The following is a 19159-nucleotide window of genomic DNA, read 5'->3' as shown; positions in this document are numbered from 1 at the left end:
TTCTACCAGACCGGGAAAAACCGAACTCGTCTTTGCAATGCCCCTTAGCGTGTGAGCACAAAACATGTCCAGGTTCCTGTATCGTCTGTCCCCCACCGCAATCATGCTGACAGCAGCGATGATTGCCCTGATCCTGACCAGCTCTGCGGTGCTGTTGTCCATCGACCGACCCTACCTTGACCTTCCGCAGGGGGCGACGCCGACAGTCGTGGGCGATGTGGTGCTGGAGGAAACAGATCTGATCAGCGAGCCGGATTTCCTCGGCACCTACCCCCGGATGACGGCATTTTTCGCCAGGCAGGACCTGATCGCGGCGCAGCTGACCAAGCCGGACGTATCCGTCACCTACATGCTTTCCGATGGCGTGACGGAAACCGGGGTATTCACCCCGCGTCCGCGACAGATCGGCGATCTGCCGTTTCCTTTCTGGTTCCAGCAAGGGGTCGGCATTCTGGCGCTGTTGGTGGCGGGCTGGGTGATGTCGCTGCGGCGCGAGGACTGGGGTGCAAGGATGTTTGCCCTGACCGGGCTTTTCGTGCCGGTATTCGCCATTGCGGCATCGGTCTATTCGACCCGTCAGATCGCCTTGCCGGGTGACGTCTTCAAGTTGCTGTCGCAAACCAACCATTTCGGGGCGGGATCCTTTGGTATCGCGCTGGTCGGGCTGTTCCTGATGTACCCAAAGCCGCTGTTCCATCCACGCTGGCTGTTGCTGCCCCTGGTGGTCTTTGGCACCGGGATCCTGCTGGATCTGATGTATGTCGGCACCGACATCTGGCTGAACCTGGTGGTGCCAGCCCAGACCCTGGTGGCACTTGTTCTTGGCGTGGTGCAATGGTGGCGCGCGCGGCGCGATCCGCTCAGCCGGGCAGGGCTGCGCTGGTTCTTCCTGTTTTCGCTGGTGGGCGTTTCGCTGTTCGTGTCGCTGTCGGTGTTGCCGCCCGCGCTTGGCATCGCGGACTCGGGTTTCATCCCGCAAGCCTATGCCTTTGGCTTTTTCAACCTGATGCATATTGGGCTGGCCCTGGGCATCATCCGCTGGCGGGTCTTCGAGCTGGATCGTTATGCCTATTACGTCTGGGTCTGGCTTGCCGGTGCGGTGCTGATTTTTGCCACTGACCTGGTGCTGCTGCTGTGGCTGCGCGAACAGCCCTGGGCGTCGCTCTCGCTGGCGCTGCTGATCGGGGGGTTCCTCTATTTCCCGCTACGCCAGTTGCTGCTGGTGCGGCTTTTCGGAACAAAGGTGCCACAGGCCTCCGGCATGATCCCGGAGGTGATTGATGTGGCGCTGGCACCCACCCAGCGGTTGCAGAACGAACGCTGGGACGCGCTCTTGCAGGAGACCTTTTCCCCCGCCGCACAGATCGAAGTGCTGGAGAATGCGCCGGAGACCGTGTGTATCGCCGAGAATGGCGTGGCGCTGCTTCTGCCTGCGCTGACGGGTGTTGCCGGGCGCAGAATGCGCTATGCGTCCGGGGGCAGGCGGTTGTTCAGCTCCGCGGATGTGGCGGCCGCGGCGACGCTTGTCCGCATGCATGGCGTGGTGCGCGAAAGTCACCTTGCCTATGAACGTGGTGTCAGCGTCGAACGGGACCGGATCAGCCGCGATGTGCATGACAATATTGGCGCGCAGTTGCTCAGCGCGCTGCATGCCGCCGAAGGGTCGCGCAAGGACGGGCTGCTGCGCGATACGCTGACCGATTTGCGCCAGATCATCAGCGACGGTTTCCGGTCGAACTACAAATTGTCCGATACCACTGCCGACGTCAGGGCAGAGATGGCTGACAGGCTGGAGGTGCATGGCATCACCCTGAACTGGCCGGCCGCCTCTCTTGAGGATTTGTCCCAGGTTTCGGAAACGCAGGTGCCGTTCCTGATGGTCAATACCCTGCGGTCGCTGACCCGTGAGATCACCAGCAACATCATCAAACATGCCAGCGCAACGGAAGTGACGGTAAATCTCACCTTATCAGAGGATATGTTGCGCCTGGAATTTCTCGATAATGGGCACGGATTTGAGACGGAGGACGTTGATCGCGGGGCAGGGCTGGACAACATGGAAGAACGGGTCAGGACCATTGGTGGCACGATCCAGTTCCGGCGCCTGCCAAAGGGTATGCGCATCAATGTCAGCCTGCCGCTCGATGTTTATACCCGCTCGGAAATGGCACAGGCTGCAATGTGATAGAAAAGATACTGATCGTCGAAGATGTGGCACAAAGCCGGGCATTCATGACAGCCATCCTGTCGGGAATTTTTACCGATGCGGAGATACTGGAAGCGGCCGACATGCGCACGGCCTTCTTTCTGTGTGAACGGCATCAGTTCAACCTCGCGCTGGTGGATTTGCAGCTGCCGGACGGTGACGGCTATGGCGTGTTGCGCAAGCTGGATCAAACGCAGGATGATGTGACGGCCATCGTGACAACTGCCATGGGCAGCGACAGCGCGATCGTGGCGGCCTTGTCAGCGGGGGCCGACGGTTATCTTCTGAAAAGCGATCCGCCCGACCTGATCGCAAGCCATCTGCGGCAGATACCTGACGGCACACCGCCTCTTTCACCAGCGATTGCCCGGCGCGTCATGGATCATTTTCGCCAGACAGGGCCGAGCGTGGATGACAATGCGACGCTGACCCGGCGCGAAGCGGAAGTGCTTTCGCTGGTCGGCCGCGGGTTGCGGGTTTCGGACGTGGCAGGCGCGCTTGAACTGGCGCCCAGTACGGTGTCGAGCCACATCAAGTCGATCTATCGCAAGCTCAACATTTCAAGCCGGGCCGAAGCCGCCTATCAGGCGGCCCGCCTGGGTCTGCTGACCGGGGACAGGCCACGATAGTCAGGTATTTCATACCGCGTGGCTGCCAATCCCTCGATAAATAATCTCATATCTTCGACATCAGGCCCAGGGTGCGACAGGTTGCGATGCCGATGCGGATATGTTTTTCAGATGCCTCCTGCGCTGTGGCGGCGTCACCTGCAGCAATGGCATTTGCGACCGACATGTACCCTTCGGCTGCCAGCGCGCGATGCTTCGGGTCGGCCATCATGTGGGCCCGCAGTTGCGCGAGCCTGTCGTGATAGAGCAGTACCGATTGCGCCATCACCCGGTTGTCGCAGAGTGATGTGAGGATTTCGAAGAACCGGTAGATCGCCGCGTTGAAGCGGTGAGGCGTTGCATCATCCGCCGTTTCGCTGGCCTGTGCGATACAGGCGACCAGCCGGTCGGCGCCTTTTCGGTCGCTTGTCATCGCGGATTTGGCCGCGACCGTTGGTTCCAGCAGCAGGCGCAGTTCGAACAGGTGACCAACCTCTGTCTGGTCGAGTTCAGACAGTTTGAAACCGCGGGTGGTCGTGTCCAGCAGCCCTTCATGGACCATCAGTTGCAGCGCTTCGCGGACCGGGGTGCGTGAGATGTTCATGTCGCGCGCCAGTGTCGCGTCGACCAGCCGGTCCTGTGGCGTCAGATCTCCCTGGCGCACGCGGTCGCGCAGAATCCGGTAGACCTGATCCTTGAGGGCCAGCGGGCGGTCGAATTGGGGTGTCGGCATCTGCGGTTCCTGATGGTGGTGTTGTCCCGAACATGGCGCAAATAGAGGTTGCAGGAAAGTTAAAAGTGAATACAGTATTCTGAATATTGAAACCACCATGTCAGCGGCCAGGGATGGCAGCCGACAATTTCTAAGGTCCAAGCGTGGACAGAGCAAAGGACGCTAAATGCCGAATTCCGAAATCCTGGCCGAAGTGCTTTTGCCCACGCAGGAACTGCGCGACGATCTGCCTTTTTTCACCAAGACACTGGGGATGAGGCTTGAGAACATCTTTCCCGCAGACGATCCTTCCGTCGCCAGCTTTTCGGGTCATGGTCTGCGGGTGCGGATTGAAAAGGGGGCCGATGTGCCGCCGGGGCGGTTGCGCATCCTGACCGACGCGCCGGAGGATTTCGCCGAAGGACAGCGCCAGCTGACCGCGCCAAATGGCACGGTGATCGACGTGGTGCCCCTGTCACCTGTGGTCGAGCGACCCGTAACGCAGCATGAATTCGCCGTGCGCCGCCTGCGGGACGAGGCCCCCTGGGTCATCGGCCGCGCCGGGATGCATTACCGCGACCTGATCCCGACGCGGTTGGGTGGGTCGATCATCGCCAGCCACATCCGCATCCCCGACGGCGGTCCGGTGCCGGACATGGTGCATTACCACACCGTCGGGTTTCAGCTGATCTTTTGCTACAAGGGGTGGGTTGATGTGCTCTATGAGCATCAGGGGGACGTGATCCGCCTGCACGCAGGCGATTGCGTGACACAGCCGCCGGGCATCCGGCACCGGGTCATGCATGCCTCTGCCGAGATCGAAGTGATCGAGATCGGCGTGCCAGCGGAACATGTCACCACCATCGACCACGACTTTACCCTGCCCAATGGCAAGGGCGACCCGGCACGCGAATGGGACGGGCAGCGGTTTGTGCACCACGTCAAGGAAGGCGCGCGCTGGCATCCCTTCCGCATTCCGGGGTTCACGATGCGTGACACCGGGATCGCCGAAGGAACCAGGGGTGTCGCGGGCATTCAGGTGGTGCGCTCTGACGGTGGCACGACAGTGCCCGCAAAACATGACGCCGACATCCATTTCACCTTTGTCATGGAAGGCAGCATGACGCTGAGCGCCGAAGGCCAGGAAGACCGCGACCTGCAGCCCGGAGATGCCTTTGTGATCCCGCCGGGCATGGTGTCGCAATACCGCGAGTGTTCGGAAGATCTGGAGCTGCTCGAAGTTGCGCTGCGCGGTGATTTCAACACCACGCTGCTTTGAACGGCGGGGTGGGGCAAGAAAAACATCGCCGGCACCGTTGACTTCTGCGGTGCAGAAAATATGTTCGCCATATAATAAGCTAACCTTAGTATATGGCGACTGCCTCCATGGCTCCGAAAATTGACCCCGATTCACCGGGATTCCTGGTCAGCACCACTGCCCGCCTGATGCGGCTTGCATTCGAGCGTGAGATCGAACGCGCGCAGATCGGTGTGACGGCCGCAGAGGCGCGGGTTCTGGCGCATATGTCGGTCTGCGGCGGCATGCGCCAGCATCACCTGGCCGAGAGGTTGGGATGCGCCCCGATGAGTGTCACCGCTTTTCTGGACCGGCTGGAACGCGCGGGCCTGATCGAACGCTGCGCGGACCCCAAGGACCGGCGCGCCAAGATTGCCCGTCTGACACCGGAGGCGGGGCAGATACTGGAACAGATACAGATCGCCGGGGAACGGTCGCGGACGATCGCCTTTGCCGGGGTGAAGGCGGAGGATTTCGCGGCCTTCAAATCTGTGTGCCTGCAAGTGCGCGGCAACCTGGAAGAGCCGCGCAGTGTGCGCGATTCAGAGATGGTGTCGGAATGACCGCCGCGCCGATCATGAGTGAGAGGCGCGTCAGCTTCATCGGGGCCTGCCTGGTGGCCATCGGACCGGTTTCGATGGCGCTGTACACGCCGGCAATGACCGAACTGGTGGCCGCTTTCGGAACGTCCGAATCCGTGATCAAGCTGACGCTGACACTCTATTTCGGGGGGTTTGCCTGTGCGCAGCTGGTTGCAGGGCCCTTGTCCGATGCGCTGGGGCGCAGGCCGGTCACAATTGCGTTTCTGCTGCTTTATTGTGCCGCCAGCGTGCTGGCGATGCTGGCACCCACGGTCGAGATGCTGATCCTTGCCCGGTTCGCACAGGGCGTCGGTGCGTCGGTGGGTGTCGCGATATCGCGTGCTCTGGTACGCGATCTGTTCACGGATGAAAAATCCTCGCGGATCATGAATCTGATCGGGATTATCCTGGCACTTGGGCCCGCGCTGGCCCCGACCCTTGGCGGGCTGATGCTGCTGGTGTTTGGCTGGCGGTCCTTGTTCGTGGTCATGACCCTGATCGGCCTGGGCGCGATCATGGCGGTGCTCTTGTGGATGAAGGAAACCGTTGAACGGGATCTGTCGCGCCTGAACCTCCGCGCATTGGGGCGCAGTTACCGGATGCTGCTTGGCAACCGTCAGTTCCTGACCGCCGCCGGGGTGATCGGTGGCGCATTGGGAGCAATCTATGCGCAGGCGACCTTCCTGCCCTTCATCCTGATCGACAAGGTCGGGTTGACACCACAGCAGTTCGGCCTGGCGATGCTGGCCCAATCGGGCAGCTTCTTTACAGCATCACTGATCATGCGCGCCCTGATGAACAGATTCAGCGCCAAACGGCTGGTCCCGATTGGCCTTGCCCTGATTGCCCTTGGCAGCCTGGGGACCATGAGCCTGCTGATCTGGCCACCCAGTTTCCTGCATGTGATGATCCCGGTTGCAATCTATGCCTTTGGCATCGCATTCGTGATGCCCGACATGTCGACCGTCGCGCTGGCCCCGTTCCGGCGCGAGGCGGGCGCGGCGGCAGCGATGCTGGGCTTTATCCAGATGGGCTCTGGCCTCTTTGTGGGAACGTTGGGGGCGCTCCTTGGGAATGCGGTACTTGCGATGGGGCTGCTGATCCCGGCGATGGGGGCAACGGCCTGCTTTGCCTATTTCCTGCATCGGCGTACCAATGTGATCATGCATGACAGATCCACGCCCCCGCCCGGCGGTGCCGGACCGATGGGCCCCAGAACGGCCCCGGTCACCGGGCCGGACCGCTAGGCTCTGGATCCATCATGCTTTGCTGCATTGAAGCAGCGCGCCAATTAAATCATAACACATCCATAAAGTACCCGACTGGACCTGATACCATGCCTTCGATCCATATTCTTCGGCTGTTGACGCCCCTGTTCGTGATGCTGGCCCTGGCCGGTTTTCCCCTGGCCGCGCAACAGCAGGGCAGGCCGCCCCCCACCGTCACGGTGCAGACCGTTCAGCCACAGGACCTGACCCTGACCACCACATTGCCGGGGCGTGTCGTGGCCTCCGGCATGGCGGAGGTGCGCCCGCAAGTCGCCGGGATTGTGACGGACCGGCTGTTCCAGGAAGGCGGACGCGTCGAAGCGGGTGATGTGCTTTATACCATCGACCCGGCAAGCTATCAGGCGGCAGTGGTACAGGCTGAGGCCGCCGTTGCACAGGCCCAGGCGCAGCTGAACGCGGCGCAAAAGGAAGAAGTCCGCCAGCAGGAGCTCGCCTCGCGCAATGTGTCCAGCACCGCAGCGCTTGATGCGGCAATTGCGGCGCGGGATTCCGCCCTGGCCGGGTTGCAGGCCGCCCGCGCGCAGCTGAATGCGACGCAGATCGAATTGGACAGGACAAAGATCAAGGCCCGCCTGTCGGGAGAGATCGGCCGGTCGCTGACCAGTCAGGGCGCATTGGTGACGGCCAGTCAGGCCAGCCCGCTGGCTGTGATCCGCAACATAGATACCGTCTATGTCGATGTGACCCAATCCGCCGCAGAAATCATCGAATGGCGGCGTGGCAATGCCGGGGCGCGGATGGGAGACAGCATGGCCGAGGTCAGCCTGACCCTGGCTGACGGCAGTGTCTATGACCAGAAGGGCAGGCTGACTGCGGCAGAGCCGGATGTGAACGAACAGACGGGCGTCGTGGTTCTGCGCATGTCTTTCGACAACCCCGACAAGCTGTTGTTGCCGGGCATGTATGTCCAGGTGGAAATGCCGACACGCATCGCAAAGGCGGTTTTCCTGGTGCCGCAAGAGGCCGTGAGCCGCAACCGGCGCGGGCAGCCCGTTGCCATGGTGGTGGGGGCAGAAAACGTGGTGGAGGCGCGGCAGCTGACCGTTGTGCAGGACATGGGCGGTGACTGGGTGGTCTCGGACGGGCTGAATGCGGGTGACAGGATCGTGACGGTCGGGCTGCAGATGGCCAGCCCGGGTGCCACCGTCACACCGGAGGAGCCTGACGCCGCTGCGCCAGCCGCATCCGGGGATGCGCCCGCCGCACCCGCGGCAACACAAACCGAATAATCAAGAGCCGGGAAACCCATGGCACGTTTTTTCATCGACCGACCGATTTTTGCCTGGGTCATCGCGATTTTCATCATGGGCGTGGGCATCCTGTCCATCCTGACCCTGCCAGTTGCGCAATATCCGCAGATCGCGCCGCCTACGGTGTCGGTCAATGCGGCCTATCCGGGTGCCTCTGCCGATACGGTGGCCAATACCGTCACCCAGGTGGTTGAACAGCAGATGACCGGGCTGGACGGGCTGCGATACATCTCGTCCAATTCGACATCTTCCGGCAGCTCCAGCGTGACCCTGACCTTCGAGACCGGGACCGATCCGGATATCGCGCAGGTTCAGGTCCAGAACAAGCTGGCCCAGGCCACCGCACTGCTGCCGGAGGTCGTGCAACGGCAAGGCGTGACGGTGCAGAAGTCCTCCTCCGGCTTCCTGATGGTGATCGGGTTGATTTCCGAAGATGGAAAGCTCGACGCCACCGATCTTGGTGATTATCTGACCACCAACCTGGTCAATGAACTCAGCCGGGTCGAGGGGGTGGGCAGTGTCCAGGTATTTGGTGCCCAATATGCCATGCGCATCTGGCTGGATCCCGCCAAACTGGCGGCATTCGAACTGACCCCCGGCGATGTTGTTGCCGCCGTCTCTGCCGAGAACGCGCAGATTTCCGCAGGGGCCTTTGGTTCACTGCCGTCGGTTGAGGGACAGCAACTGAACGCGACAATCACGGCGCAATCGCTGTTGCGCACACCCGAGGACTTTCGCCAGATCGTGCTGCGCGCAGAAACCGACGGCGGGCTGGTGCTGGTCAATGACGTGGCACGGGTCGAAATCGGCGCGGAAAGCTATGCCACCATCTCGCGCTACAACCGCAACCCCTCTACCGGCATGGCGCTGAGCCTGGCACCCGGGGCCAATGCGCTTGAAACGGCGAATGCGGTGGAAGCCCGCATGGAGGAACTGGCAGCGTTCTTCCCCGAAGGGGTCACCTATGTCGTGCCCTTCGACACCACGCCCTTTGTCACCATCTCCATCGAAGAGGTGATCAAGACGCTGGTGGAAGCCATCGTGCTGGTTTTCCTGGTCATGTACCTGTTCCTGCAGAACTTCCGCGCAACGCTGATCCCGACACTGGCCGTCCCGGTGGTGCTGCTGGGCACTTTCGGCGTGATGGCGGTGCTGGGTTTCTCGATCAACACATTGACCATGCTCGCGATGGTGCTGGCCATCGGTTTGCTGGTGGATGACGCGATTGTCGTGGTCGAGAACGTCGAGCGGATCATGGAGCAGGAGGGCCTGAGCCCGGTCGAGGCGACCCGCAAGTCGATGGATCAGATCACCGGCGCGCTGGTGGGCATCGCGGTGGTATTGTCAGCGGTTTTTGTCCCCGTGGCCTTCTTTCCCGGCTCAACCGGTGTGATCTACAAACAGTTTGCGGCGACCATCATTTCGGCCATGTCGCTCTCTGTCGTTGTGGCACTCACGCTGACGCCTGCGCTCTGCGCGACGCTGCTCAAATCCAATGGCCACGGTAAAAAGCGGGGTCCCTTCAAATGGTTCAACAGCGGCTTTGACCGCTTGCGCGGCGGATATACCGGGCTTGTCGGGGGCATCGTCCGGCATCCGTTCCTCAGCGGGATATTCTATCTGGCAATTATTGCGGCGATGGGCGCGCTGTTCCTGCGGACGCCACAGGGCTTTTTGCCGGATGAGGATCAGGGCATTCTCTTTACGCTTGTACAGGCGCCCACCGGGGCTACGGCAGACCGCACGCTCGACGTGATCAAACAGGTCGAGGATTACTATCTCACGCAGGAAACCGAGATGGTTGAATCGGTCTTTGGCGTTGTCGGCTTCAGCTTTGGCGGGCAGGGGCAGAACATGGGCCTTGTTTTTGTCCGGCTCAAGGACTGGGACGAACGCACCACGCCGAACCTCAGCGCGCAAGCCCTTGCAGGGCGCGCCTTTGGCGCGTTCAGCCAGATCAGGGATGCGATGGTCTTTCCGGTCGTGCCGCCTTCGGTTATCGAATTGGGGAACGTGTCTGGTTTCGATTTCTACCTGCAGGCGCGGGGCGGACAGACCCATGAGCAGCTTCTGGATGCGCGCAACCAATTGCTGGGCATGGCCGCTCAAAGCCCGTTGATCGCCTCGCTGCGCCCAAGCGGGCTGGAAGATGCGGCACAGTTCAATCTGGACATCGACTGGCGGCGTGCCGGGGCAATGGGTGTGACGGCAAGTGACGTCGGGAACCTGCTGACCATCGCCTGGGCGGGACGCTATGTGAACGATTTCATCGACGAAGGCCGCATCAAACGGGTCTATGTGCAGGGCGAAGCCGACGCGCGGGCGCTGCCATCGGACCTGAAGAAATGGCGCGTGCGCAATTCCAGCGGTGGTCTGGTTCCTTTCGCGAATTTCACCGATGCAAGCTGGAGCTTCGGCCCGCAGGGTGTAAGCCGCTACAACGGGGTCCCGGCGATGCAGATGCAGGGATCGCCCGCAGCTGGCGCCAGCACCGGGGAAGGGCTGGCAGAGCTGGAGCGGCTGGCAAGCCAGCTTCCTCCCGGCTTTGCCATCGCGCCCACGGGCCTGTCGCTTGAAGAACAGGAATCCGGAAATCAGGCACCGTTGCTCTATGCGCTTTCGCTGGCGGCGATCTTCCTTGCGCTGGCGGCGCTTTACGAAAGTTGGTCGATCCCGTTTGCCGTGATGCTGGCCATGCCAATCGGGGTTCTGGGGGCGCTGACCGGTGCCTGGCTGGGCGGTTTCGAAAACGGCGTGTTCTTTCAGGTCGGCCTGCTGACAGTGATCGGCCTGACCGGCAAGAACGCCATTCTGATTGTGGAATTCGCCCGCGACCTGCGCCAGGAAGGCGAGAGCATCATCGAAGCCGCGCTGGATGCGGCAAGGCAGCGGTTCAGACCGATCATCATGACATCAATGGCCTTCTCGCTGGGGGTCTTGCCGCTGGTGCTGAGCAGCGGCGCCGGATCCGGCGGGCGCACGGCGATCGGCAGCGGGGTTCTGGCAGGGACCATCGCGGCGACGATATTCGGTGTGCTTTTCGTGCCGTTCTTCTTTGTGATCATCGCGCGCCTGACTCGCGGCAGGAAAGCCGCGTAGCGCCGACGGGATCAAGATTTTTCAGTCCGGTGGCCTGAAAAATCGCCGGGCTGAAAAATGCGGCAGGCTCACATCGAGACAAGATGTGATCTATTCCCGATAAGCATAGTTATGTAATTTATTTCGTTGCCTGCTGCGCGCGCCTTTGGTCTCTCCGAGTTTGCCATCAAAAGCGCATCTGTTCGACCTTGACGAATGATCCAGAAAGGTGATCGAATCTGGGTAAATGATAAAAAGCCGCATCACCCTGAAGCAATTGGAAGCCTTTGTCGGCGTCGTTGACATGGGGTCCTTTCGCAAGGCCGCTGCCATTCTCGGCACGACACAGCCGAATATCTCCAGCCGGATTTCCTCACTGGAGGAAAATCTTGGTGTCATCCTCATGCATCGCGACGCGGGTTCCGTCAGGCTGACCGAAAAAGGCAAGGCGCTGTTGGTTTCAGCAAGACAGGTGCTATGGAATGCCGAAGCCTTCCTCGAAGCGGCTGAGCGGCGGGATCTTGTGGAGGACCGGCTGCGGCTTGGGGTTACGGAGTTGATCGCCTGTACCTGGCTGCATGCCTTTCTGCGCCGGTTCAGAGAGGTCTATCCCTCGGTTGGGGTCGAACTGGAGGTCGGCCTCTCCTCCGAGATTGAAAAGAAACTTGCTACGGGTCAGATCGACCTGGCTTTGCAGATCGGGCCCTTCGACTACGATATCGGCAGCGCGCTGCCGCTGCGGACCTACCGCTACGCCTGGATTGCAGCGCCGGAACTGGCCGGAGACAACGCCGGGCACAGGCCGATGACGGCTTTGCTGAAATCTCCTGTTCTTACCCACGGCAGGCACACGCTGGCCACGCGGGAACTGGCAAAATTTGCCGAGGCTGGAAACCTGGCGACGGATCAGATCGTCTATTCCAGCAGCCTTGCCTCTTGCGTCCAGATGGCGATTGACGGCGTGGGCTTTGCCCTCTTGCCCGCCGCACTGGTCCGCGACCAGCTGAAGGCGGGAAACCTGGTCGAAGTCGCGACGGACTGGCTGCCAACCGCGCTTGAGTTTCACGCACGCTTCGATGACAGCCGCGTGCCGAGGTTTGTTTCGGTGGCCGCCGGATATGCAATTGAGACTGCAGATGCCTGGGATGAATAGATCAAGAAAATTTATCACCCTTAGAAGATATAAGAATTTGTCTTGATCTGAGGTCTGTGCAACCTCGGGGCAAGTTCACCCCCGCCGCAGCGCCCGAAATGACACGCAGCTGCGCCGGGTCAGAGACCATCTTTTTGCCCGATCGTGAAAGAGAGATAGAATGAAGTCAGCAACAAATCGTCTTGGCGTCGACATTGGCGGCACCTTTACCGATGTCGTGTTGGAAAAAGGCGGCGTGCCCTACTCTACCAAGGTGCTGACCACATATGCGGCCCCTGAGAATGCGATCATCGACGGCATGCACCAGGTCTGCGCCAAGGCGGGGATTGCACCGGGCGATATCGGGCAGATCATCCATGGCACCACCCTGGCGACCAATGCGCTGATTGAACGGCGCGGTGCAAAGACGGCGCTGATCACGACGGAAGGGTTCCGCGATGTGATCGAAATGCGGACGGAAAGCCGGTTCGAGCAATATGACCTGAACCTGACACTTCCCGAACCATTGCTGCCGCGTCAGATGCGTTTCACGGTGTCTGAGCGGGTCAATGCGCGCGGCGAGGTCATGATCCCGCTTGACCGCGCGGCGGTCGAGGCTGTTGCCGACCAGATTGCGGAAGCAAACGTCGAAAGCGTCGCGGTCGGTCTGATCCATTCCTATCTCAACCCCGATCACGAGCGCCTGATCCGCGATGTGTTGGCAGAACGTCTTCCCGATGTGGCGGTGTCGATTTCTTCCGAAGTTTCGCCCCAGATGCGCGAATACGAACGCTTCAACACGGTGGTGGCTAACGCCTTCATCAAGCCGTTGATGGCTTCCTATCTCGGTCGGCTCGAAAACCGTCTGCGCGACGAGGGTGTTGATTGCCGCATTTTCCTGATGCATTCGGGGGGTGGCATCATTTCCATTCAGAACGCAGCCGAATTCCCAGTGCGTCTGGTTGAAAGCGGCCCCGCCGGGGGTGCTGTCTTTGCCGCGCATATCGCGGCGCGCTACGGGCTGGACAAAGTGCTGAGTTTTGACATGGGGGGCACCACCGCCAAAATCTGCCTCATCAAGCACCAGACACCCAAGACCAGCCGGGTGTTCGAGGTTGCGCGGACTTATCGGTTCAAGAAGGGCTCGGGCATGCCGATTTCGATCCCGGTGATCGACATGGTCGAGATCGGCGCGGGCGGCGGATCACTGGCGCATGTGGATACGATGCGCCAGATCCGCGTCGGACCGGAAAGCGCCGGGTCCGAACCCGGCCCTGCCTGCTATGGGCGCGGCGGTGAACGCCCCGCGGTGACCGATGCCGATCTGGTTCTGGGCAAGCTCGACCCCGACAATTTCGCGGGCGGGACGATCAGGCTGGATACCGCGAATTCGCATGATGCTTTGAATGCCTACATCGGCAGCAAGCTGGATATGGATGCGGTGGAGGCTGCCTTTGGCGTCGCCGAAATGGTGGATGAGAACATGGCCAATGCCGCAAGGGTTCATGCGGTGGAGAATGGCGAAGACCTGTCCGAATACACGATGATCGCCTTCGGGGGCGCCGCCCCCCTGCACGCCGGTCGGCTCTGTGAGAAACTGGGCGTGAACCGTCTGATCGTGCCGCCCGGTGCCGGTGTCGGTTCGGCCATCGGCTTTCTGCGCGCGCCTTTCAGCTTTGAGGCCAACCGCTCCGTCTACATGCGGCTGAGCGACTTTGACGAGAGCCTGATCCGTGATCTGCTGACCGAGCTGCGGGACGAGGCCACCGGTTTCGTGCGGACCTGCGATGAGGTCAGCCCGATCCTGGCGGAGTTCAAGGTCTACATGCGGTACGCAGGACAGGGCTGGGAGATTCCCATCGGCCTGACCGAAGCCCAGGCGATGAACCCCGACGCCGCCACATTCCTCGCGCGGTTCGAAGAGGAATATGCCAAACTCTTCGGGCGCACGGTGTCCGGCATGGACATCGAGATCACGGTCTGGTCGGTCAACGCCACGACGCCGCCGGAAAAGGTGGCACCCGTGGAGGCTACCGAAAGCCGCGCTGTTGCGGAAGCCAGCGGCACAAGGCAGCTTTTTGACGCGGGCCTTGGGGCATTTGCCTCGGCGCAGGTGGTGGAGCGGAGCAATCTGAAATCCGGCCATACCGTGCAGGGTCCCGCCGCGCTGACCGAAGACGAAACCACGATCATCATTCCCGACAGCCGCGCTGCCATTCAACGGCCCGATGGCTGTATCGACATTGTCCTGAAAGGAGCCTGAACGATGGCAACCAAACATTCCAATGTCTCGTTCCAGGTGATGTGGAACCGTCTGATCTCGGTGGTCGAGGAACAGGCACAGGCGCTTGTCCGCACGGCCTTTTCCACCAGCGTCCGCGAGGCGGGCGATTTGTCGGCGGGCGTCTATGACACCCATGGCCGGATGCTGGCGCAGGCGGTGACGGGGACGCCGGGGCACGTCAATGCCATGGCAGACGCGGTTGCGCATTTCATCCGGCGGATCGGCCGCCAGAACATGTTTGAGGGCGACGTCTACCTCACCAACGATCCCTGGGAAGGCACCGGCCACCTGCACGACATCACCATGGTCACGCCCTCCTTTCACAAGGGTGTCCTCGTCGGCTTCTTTGCCTGTACTGCCCATATCGTCGACATCGGTGGTCGCGGTTTTGGTGCAGATGCGGCCAGCGTCTATGAGGAGGGTCTCTATCTGCCGATCATGAAGTTCGCCGAACGCGGTGCGGTGGACGAAACCCTGATCCGGATTGTGCGTGGCAACGTGCGCGAACCCGACCAGCTGATCGGCGACATGTACGCGCTGGCGACCTGCAACGGGATCGGCCATCGCCGGCTGATCGAGATGATGACGGAATTCGATCTGGCGGATCTGGAGGGGATCGCGACCTTCATCCTCGACAACTCCCGCCGCGCCACGCTGGAGCGCATTGCCGCCCTGCCCCGCACCTCGGCGGAGGGTGAGATGACCGTTGACGGCTTCGATGTGCCGATCACGCTGAAGGTAAAGGTCACGGTGCATGAAGACCGGATCGTGTCTGATTTCACCGGGACAAGCGGGCTGGACAAGAAGGGCATCAACTGCCCGCTGGTCTATACCAAGGCCTATGCCTGCTATGCGCTGAAAGTGGCGATTGCGCCGGAGATTCCGAACAACCATGCCTCTCTGGCCCCCTTCGAGATCGAAGCGCCGGAGAACACCATCGTCAACGCGGTGCATCCCGCGCCTGTCGCGCTGCGACATATCGTGGGCCATTTCGTGCCGGACACGGTGTTCAACGCCTTTGACAAGATCGTGCCCGGCCTTGTCCCGGCGGAGGGCGCGGGCTGTCTGTGCAACTTTCAGGTCTCGCTCCGGCCCCGGTCCGATGGCCCCGCCCCCGCCGATGCCCGCCGGTCCGAGGTGCTGACCTTCAACTCCGGCGGTTCAGGGGCGCGGCCCGAGTTTGACGGGCTGAACGCAACCGCCTTCCCCTCCGGTGTGATGACCATGCCGATCGAGGCGACGGAACACGCAGGCCCGGTCATCATCTGGCGCAAGGAGTTGCGCCCCGACAGCGGCGGCGCGGGACGGACGCGTGGCGGGCTGGGTCAGTTCATGGAAGTGGGCGCGATGGAAGGGCATGAATTCGACATTCAGGCCATGTTCGACCGGGGCCAGCATCCGGCACGGGGCAGTCGCGGCGGCCTGAACGGCGCGCCCACCACCATCGCGCTGGACGATGGCACGGAAATGCGCGTGAAGGGCAAGCAGTTTGTTCCCCATGGACGGAAGGTCGTCATGGCCTTCCCCGGCGGGGCCGGCTACGGCGACCCCAAGAGCCGCGACAAGGCTCTGGTCCGGCGCGATCTTGCGCGTGGCTATATCTCTGCCGAGACCGCTGCCCGCGACTACGGGCTGGGCGCAGAGGAGATCAGGGAAATCGAAGCTGCGATACGAAAAGGCGAGGACCTGTGAAAACACACAGGCGCCCCGCCGCCGGGGCGTCTATCTTCCCATGGTGTAGAATTCCGCGTTCGGCCGCATTGACGTGAAATTCGCCATCCGGTTCGACAGGCCGAAGAAGGAGGTCACACCGGCGATGTCCCAGATATCCTCATCGGTGAAACCATGCGCGCGCAGGTCTTCGAAATCCTGCGTGCAGATCGCCTGGGCATTGTTCGAGACCTTCATGGCAAAATCCAGCATCGCCATCTGGCGCGGCGTGATGTCGGCCTTGCGGTAGTTGATGGCCACCTGATCGGCAATCAGCGGATCCTTTGCCCGGATACGCAGGATCGCGCCATGGGCAACCACGCAATACTGACAGCCATTGTCGTTGGAGGTGGCGACGATGATCATCTCGCGGTCCGCCTTGGTCAGCCCACTGTCCTTTTCCATCAACGTGTCATGGTAGGCCATGAAGGCGCGAAACTCTTCCGGGCGGTGTGCCAGGGTCAGGAACACGTTGGGGATGAAGCCTGCTTTCTCCTGCACGCCAAGGATCGTTTCGCGGATGTCTTCGGGCATGTCCTCAAGCGCCGGTGTCGGATAGCGGCTGATGGGTTTGTCTGTCATGTATTGTCCTTTGGGAGAGTGATTTCAGTCATTGCGCGTTCAACCTTCCGGGCCTGCGGGAAAATCAGCCGCTGCCCTGGCGGACCAGCGCGTCGATCTCTTGCTGGTAGACTTCGGTGCTGTCGCGGGTGTTCGCCGCGACGACCTCCACATTGACCATGCAGGTTTGCGCCGATGGCCCCTGCCCGAAGGCCGAGGTCGGAATGTCGAGGGTCAGGACATTGGGATTGCCCGACAGGTCCAGCCCGCTCTCCGGATCCCGCGTCAGCCAGGCCCCGACCGGCAGCACCAGAACGCCCTGACGCAGGGTCTCGGTCAGATGGGCCGTTGCGATGCATTGGCCGCGCGCGTTCCACAGCCGTACGGTATCCCCCTGCCCGATCTGACGCGTCCGGGCGTCTGCCGGATGCATCCGCACCTGTTCGCGGCCCTTGCGCTTTTGCTCAAGGCTGGAAGGGCCGGTTTCGAGCTGGCTGTGCAGGCGGCCCGGCGGTTGGCTGGAGATGAGGTGAAGCATCTCATCTGCCTGTGCCATTCCCAACCATTCCGCAGGCTCCTGCCAGGCGGGATGGCTGGGAAATCCGGGCAGGTCCAGCTCGGCCAGCTTTTTGCTGCCAAGCACGATCTTCCCGCTTTCCGTTCGCAGGGGGTTGGCCGCCGGGTCGTCCCTGAATGCGGCCAGATAGGTGTTGTCCCTTGTCATCGGCACCTGCACCCAGCCCTGTTCCCAGAAGTCATCGAAATCGGGCAGCCGGGTATCGGTGGCGGTGCGGATGTAGTCCGCGCTTTGCTGGTAGAGATGGCGGATCCAGCCCATTTCGTCCCGCCCTTCGGTAAAACCCGCCTCGACCCCCAGATGGCGCGCGAGGGCGCTGAAAATTTCGTAGTCGGAACGGGCCTCGCCCATCGGCTCGATCACCTTGTGCATTGCCACATAATGTTCAGAGCGCCGTGACCCGGCGATATCGTTGCGCTCCAGCGACGTGGTGGCGGGCAATATGATATCGGCACGGCGCGCCGTCGCCGTCATCATCGGATCCTGCACGATGATGGTTTCGGGGCGCTGCCAGGCCTCTTGCAGGCGGTTGAGGTCCTGATGATGGTGATAGGGGTTGCCGCCCGCCCAATAGACCAGCAGGATGTCCGGATAGCTGTGGGTCTCACCCTGATAGGTGAAGGGCGCCCCCGGCGACAACAGCAGGTCGCTGATGCGGGCCACCGGAATGAAACTGTCGATGGGCTTCGGACCCTGTGACATACCGGGTGAGACTCCTTCCCCGAACGGGCCGCCGACCCCGTTGAGCGACCCAAAGCCATAGGCGACGCCGCCGCCCTTCAGCCCGATCTGCCCGATCAGCGCGGCAAGCCCCAGCGCCGACCAATAGACATGCTCGCCATGATGCGCCCGCTGCAAGGCCCAGCTCAGCGTCAGGAAACTGCGGGTGGCGGTCAGGCTCCTGGACAGGTCCCGAATGTGCGCGGCCGGAATACCGGTGATCGCTTCGGCCCATTCCGCGTTCTTCTCGACACCATCCGTCTTTCCCGAAAGGTAATCGAGAAACTGCCCGGCCCCGCTGGTATGGCGTTCCAGAAAGTCCTGATCGTGGCGGCCATCGCGCAGGATTTCACCCGCCAGCCCCAGCATCAGGGCCGCATCGGTGTTTGGTCTGATCGGCCACCAATCGGCCTCCATCCAGTCCGGCAGATCGTCCTTGCAAGGCGAGACGTGGACGATCCTGACCCCGGCATCGCGCAGCTTTCTCAGCATCTCGGGCAGCAGATGCGTGGCCAGACCCCCGGCTTCGGATTGGGCTGTGCGGGGGGTGAGAGCGCCAAACACCACCAGGGTCTCCGTGTTGCCGGGCAGCGTATCCATGGTTGTCGCCCGGCCAGAGCAGGCGTCGGCACTGCCCAGAACATGCCGCAGGATCACAGGGCCCGCGGCAATCGAATAGGTATCGACATGGCCGGTATAGCCGCCCACGAGGTTCAGCATCCGCTTGAGCAGGGTCGCCGCATGGTGGAACCGCCCGCAGCTTGTCCAGCCGTAGGAGCCGGCAAAGATCGAGGCGTTTCCGTGATCCCGGCTGACGCGCCCTATTTCCCCGGCCACCAGCGAAAGCGCCTCCTCCCAGCTTACCGGGATGAACCTGTCATTCCCGTTGCGGGCGCGATTGCCCGCGGCACCGCCGGGTTGCCAGCCCTCCCGCACCATCGGTTGCAGGATGCGACGGTCCGTCTTGGTCCATTCCGTCACCGAAGGAATGATCGGGGACGGGTCCGGATCGCCCTTGAACGGCTCCGTGCCGACAAGGCGGCCGTTTTCGACCAGGCAGGTGAATGCACCCCAGTGAGTGCAATGCGGGATCCGTTGTGCCATCGGGATTTCCTTTATCGGGGTTCGCGGGCCGGGACCGCGGCGTGGCCCGC

Annotated in this window: 13 protein-coding genes; 10 read left to right on the top strand and 3 right to left on the bottom strand. The window is 61.8% G+C overall.

Translation table 11 applies throughout. The annotated features are described in order from the left end of the window. The first annotated feature begins 64 nt into the window (after positions 1-64). Both ACWNZ3_RS22080 and ACWNZ3_RS22075 read left to right on the top strand, forming a co-directional pair. A complete protein-coding gene (locus ACWNZ3_RS22080; protein ID WP_496902393.1) occupies positions 65-2185 on the top strand; it encodes a sensor histidine kinase in 2121 nt (706 codons plus the stop codon). Continuing rightward, positions 2182-2835, top strand: a complete 654-nt coding sequence (locus tag ACWNZ3_RS22075; protein WP_269365381.1) for a response regulator transcription factor — start codon at positions 2182-2184, stop codon at positions 2833-2835. The genes ACWNZ3_RS22080 and ACWNZ3_RS22075 overlap by 4 nt, the downstream gene beginning before the upstream one ends. Before the next feature lie 46 nt (positions 2836-2881). Here the strand turns inward: ACWNZ3_RS22075 and ACWNZ3_RS22070 are convergent, their stop codons facing one another. Beyond that, a complete protein-coding gene (locus ACWNZ3_RS22070; protein ID WP_496902392.1) occupies positions 2882-3547 on the bottom strand; it encodes a GntR family transcriptional regulator in 666 nt (221 codons plus the stop codon). A gap of 166 nt (positions 3548-3713) precedes the next feature. Here ACWNZ3_RS22070 and ACWNZ3_RS22065 point away from each other — a divergent pair, with 166 nt between their 5' ends. From ACWNZ3_RS22065 to ACWNZ3_RS22030, 8 genes are all read left to right on the top strand, one after another. Then, entirely contained in the window at positions 3714-4805 is a 1092-nt protein-coding gene (locus ACWNZ3_RS22065; RefSeq protein ID WP_496902391.1) for a cupin domain-containing protein, read from the top strand. A gap of 107 nt (positions 4806-4912) precedes the next feature. After that, positions 4913-5386 carry a MarR family winged helix-turn-helix transcriptional regulator gene (locus ACWNZ3_RS22060; RefSeq protein WP_496902390.1) on the top strand — a complete coding sequence of 158 codons (474 nt, stop codon included), beginning with the start codon at positions 4913-4915 and terminating at the stop codon, positions 5384-5386. A 14-nt stretch (positions 5387-5400) separates the two neighbouring features. Further along, entirely contained in the window at positions 5401-6651 is a 1251-nt protein-coding gene (locus ACWNZ3_RS22055) for a multidrug effflux MFS transporter (protein WP_496902389.1), read from the top strand. Positions 6652-6785: 134 nt separating this feature from the next. Next, complete coding sequence (locus tag ACWNZ3_RS22050) at positions 6786-7922, top strand: efflux RND transporter periplasmic adaptor subunit (protein ID WP_496902607.1); 1137 nt, start codon at positions 6786-6788, stop codon at positions 7920-7922. An 18-nt stretch (positions 7923-7940) separates the two neighbouring features. Further along, positions 7941-11042: an efflux RND transporter permease subunit gene (locus ACWNZ3_RS22045; protein WP_496902388.1), complete on the top strand. Its 3102-nt coding sequence runs from the start codon at positions 7941-7943 to the stop codon at positions 11040-11042. A gap of 226 nt (positions 11043-11268) precedes the next feature. After that, positions 11269-12174, top strand: coding sequence for a LysR family transcriptional regulator (locus tag ACWNZ3_RS22040; protein ID WP_496902387.1), 906 nt, complete (start codon positions 11269-11271; stop codon positions 12172-12174). Between the two features lie 160 nt (positions 12175-12334). Beyond that, positions 12335-14416, top strand: a complete 2082-nt coding sequence (locus ACWNZ3_RS22035; protein WP_496902386.1) for a hydantoinase/oxoprolinase family protein — start codon at positions 12335-12337, stop codon at positions 14414-14416. 3 nt (positions 14417-14419) lie between these two features. Beyond that, positions 14420-16129, top strand: a complete 1710-nt coding sequence (locus tag ACWNZ3_RS22030) for a hydantoinase B/oxoprolinase family protein (RefSeq protein ID WP_496902385.1) — start codon at positions 14420-14422, stop codon at positions 16127-16129. A gap of 30 nt (positions 16130-16159) precedes the next feature. Here ACWNZ3_RS22030 and ACWNZ3_RS22025 read toward each other — a convergent pair whose 3' ends face one another. Both ACWNZ3_RS22025 and ACWNZ3_RS22020 read right to left on the bottom strand, forming a co-directional pair. Next, positions 16160-16729: a peroxidase-related enzyme gene (locus tag ACWNZ3_RS22025; protein ID WP_274574937.1), complete on the bottom strand. Its 570-nt coding sequence runs from the start codon at positions 16727-16729 to the stop codon at positions 16160-16162. A 64-nt stretch (positions 16730-16793) separates the two neighbouring features. Next, positions 16794-19109 (bottom strand): molybdopterin-dependent oxidoreductase, encoded by a 2316-nt coding sequence (locus ACWNZ3_RS22020; RefSeq protein ID WP_496902384.1) that lies wholly within the window; start codon positions 19107-19109, stop codon positions 16794-16796. Between the last annotated feature and the right edge of the window lie 50 nt (positions 19110-19159).

Source organism: Sulfitobacter sp. IGS-18 (assembly GCF_059628195.1).
This window is presented reverse-complemented; position numbering and strand designations above follow the sequence as displayed.

Coding starts and splice junctions, on each gene's coding strand:
- ACWNZ3_RS22030 (WP_496902385.1), top strand. CDS start 14,420: ATGGCAACCAAACATTCCAATGTCTCGTTCCAGGTGATGTGGAACCGT.
- ACWNZ3_RS22035 (WP_496902386.1), top strand. CDS start 12,335: ATGAAGTCAGCAACAAATCGTCTTGGCGTCGACATTGGCGGCACCTTT.
- ACWNZ3_RS22055 (WP_496902389.1), top strand. CDS start 5,401: ATGAGTGAGAGGCGCGTCAGCTTCATCGGGGCCTGCCTGGTGGCCATC.
- ACWNZ3_RS22050 (WP_496902607.1), top strand. CDS start 6,786: ATGCTGGCCCTGGCCGGTTTTCCCCTGGCCGCGCAACAGCAGGGCAGG.
- ACWNZ3_RS22060 (WP_496902390.1), top strand. CDS start 4,913: ATGGCTCCGAAAATTGACCCCGATTCACCGGGATTCCTGGTCAGCACC.
- ACWNZ3_RS22065 (WP_496902391.1), top strand. CDS start 3,714: ATGCCGAATTCCGAAATCCTGGCCGAAGTGCTTTTGCCCACGCAGGAA.
- ACWNZ3_RS22025 (WP_274574937.1), bottom strand. CDS start 16,729: ATGACAGACAAACCCATCAGCCGCTATCCGACACCGGCGCTTGAGGAC.
- ACWNZ3_RS22070 (WP_496902392.1), bottom strand. CDS start 3,547: ATGCCGACACCCCAATTCGACCGCCCGCTGGCCCTCAAGGATCAGGTC.
- ACWNZ3_RS22040 (WP_496902387.1), top strand. CDS start 11,269: ATGATAAAAAGCCGCATCACCCTGAAGCAATTGGAAGCCTTTGTCGGC.
- ACWNZ3_RS22080 (WP_496902393.1), top strand. CDS start 65: ATGTCCAGGTTCCTGTATCGTCTGTCCCCCACCGCAATCATGCTGACA.
- ACWNZ3_RS22020 (WP_496902384.1), bottom strand. CDS start 19,109: ATGGCACAACGGATCCCGCATTGCACTCACTGGGGTGCATTCACCTGC.
- ACWNZ3_RS22045 (WP_496902388.1), top strand. CDS start 7,941: ATGGCACGTTTTTTCATCGACCGACCGATTTTTGCCTGGGTCATCGCG.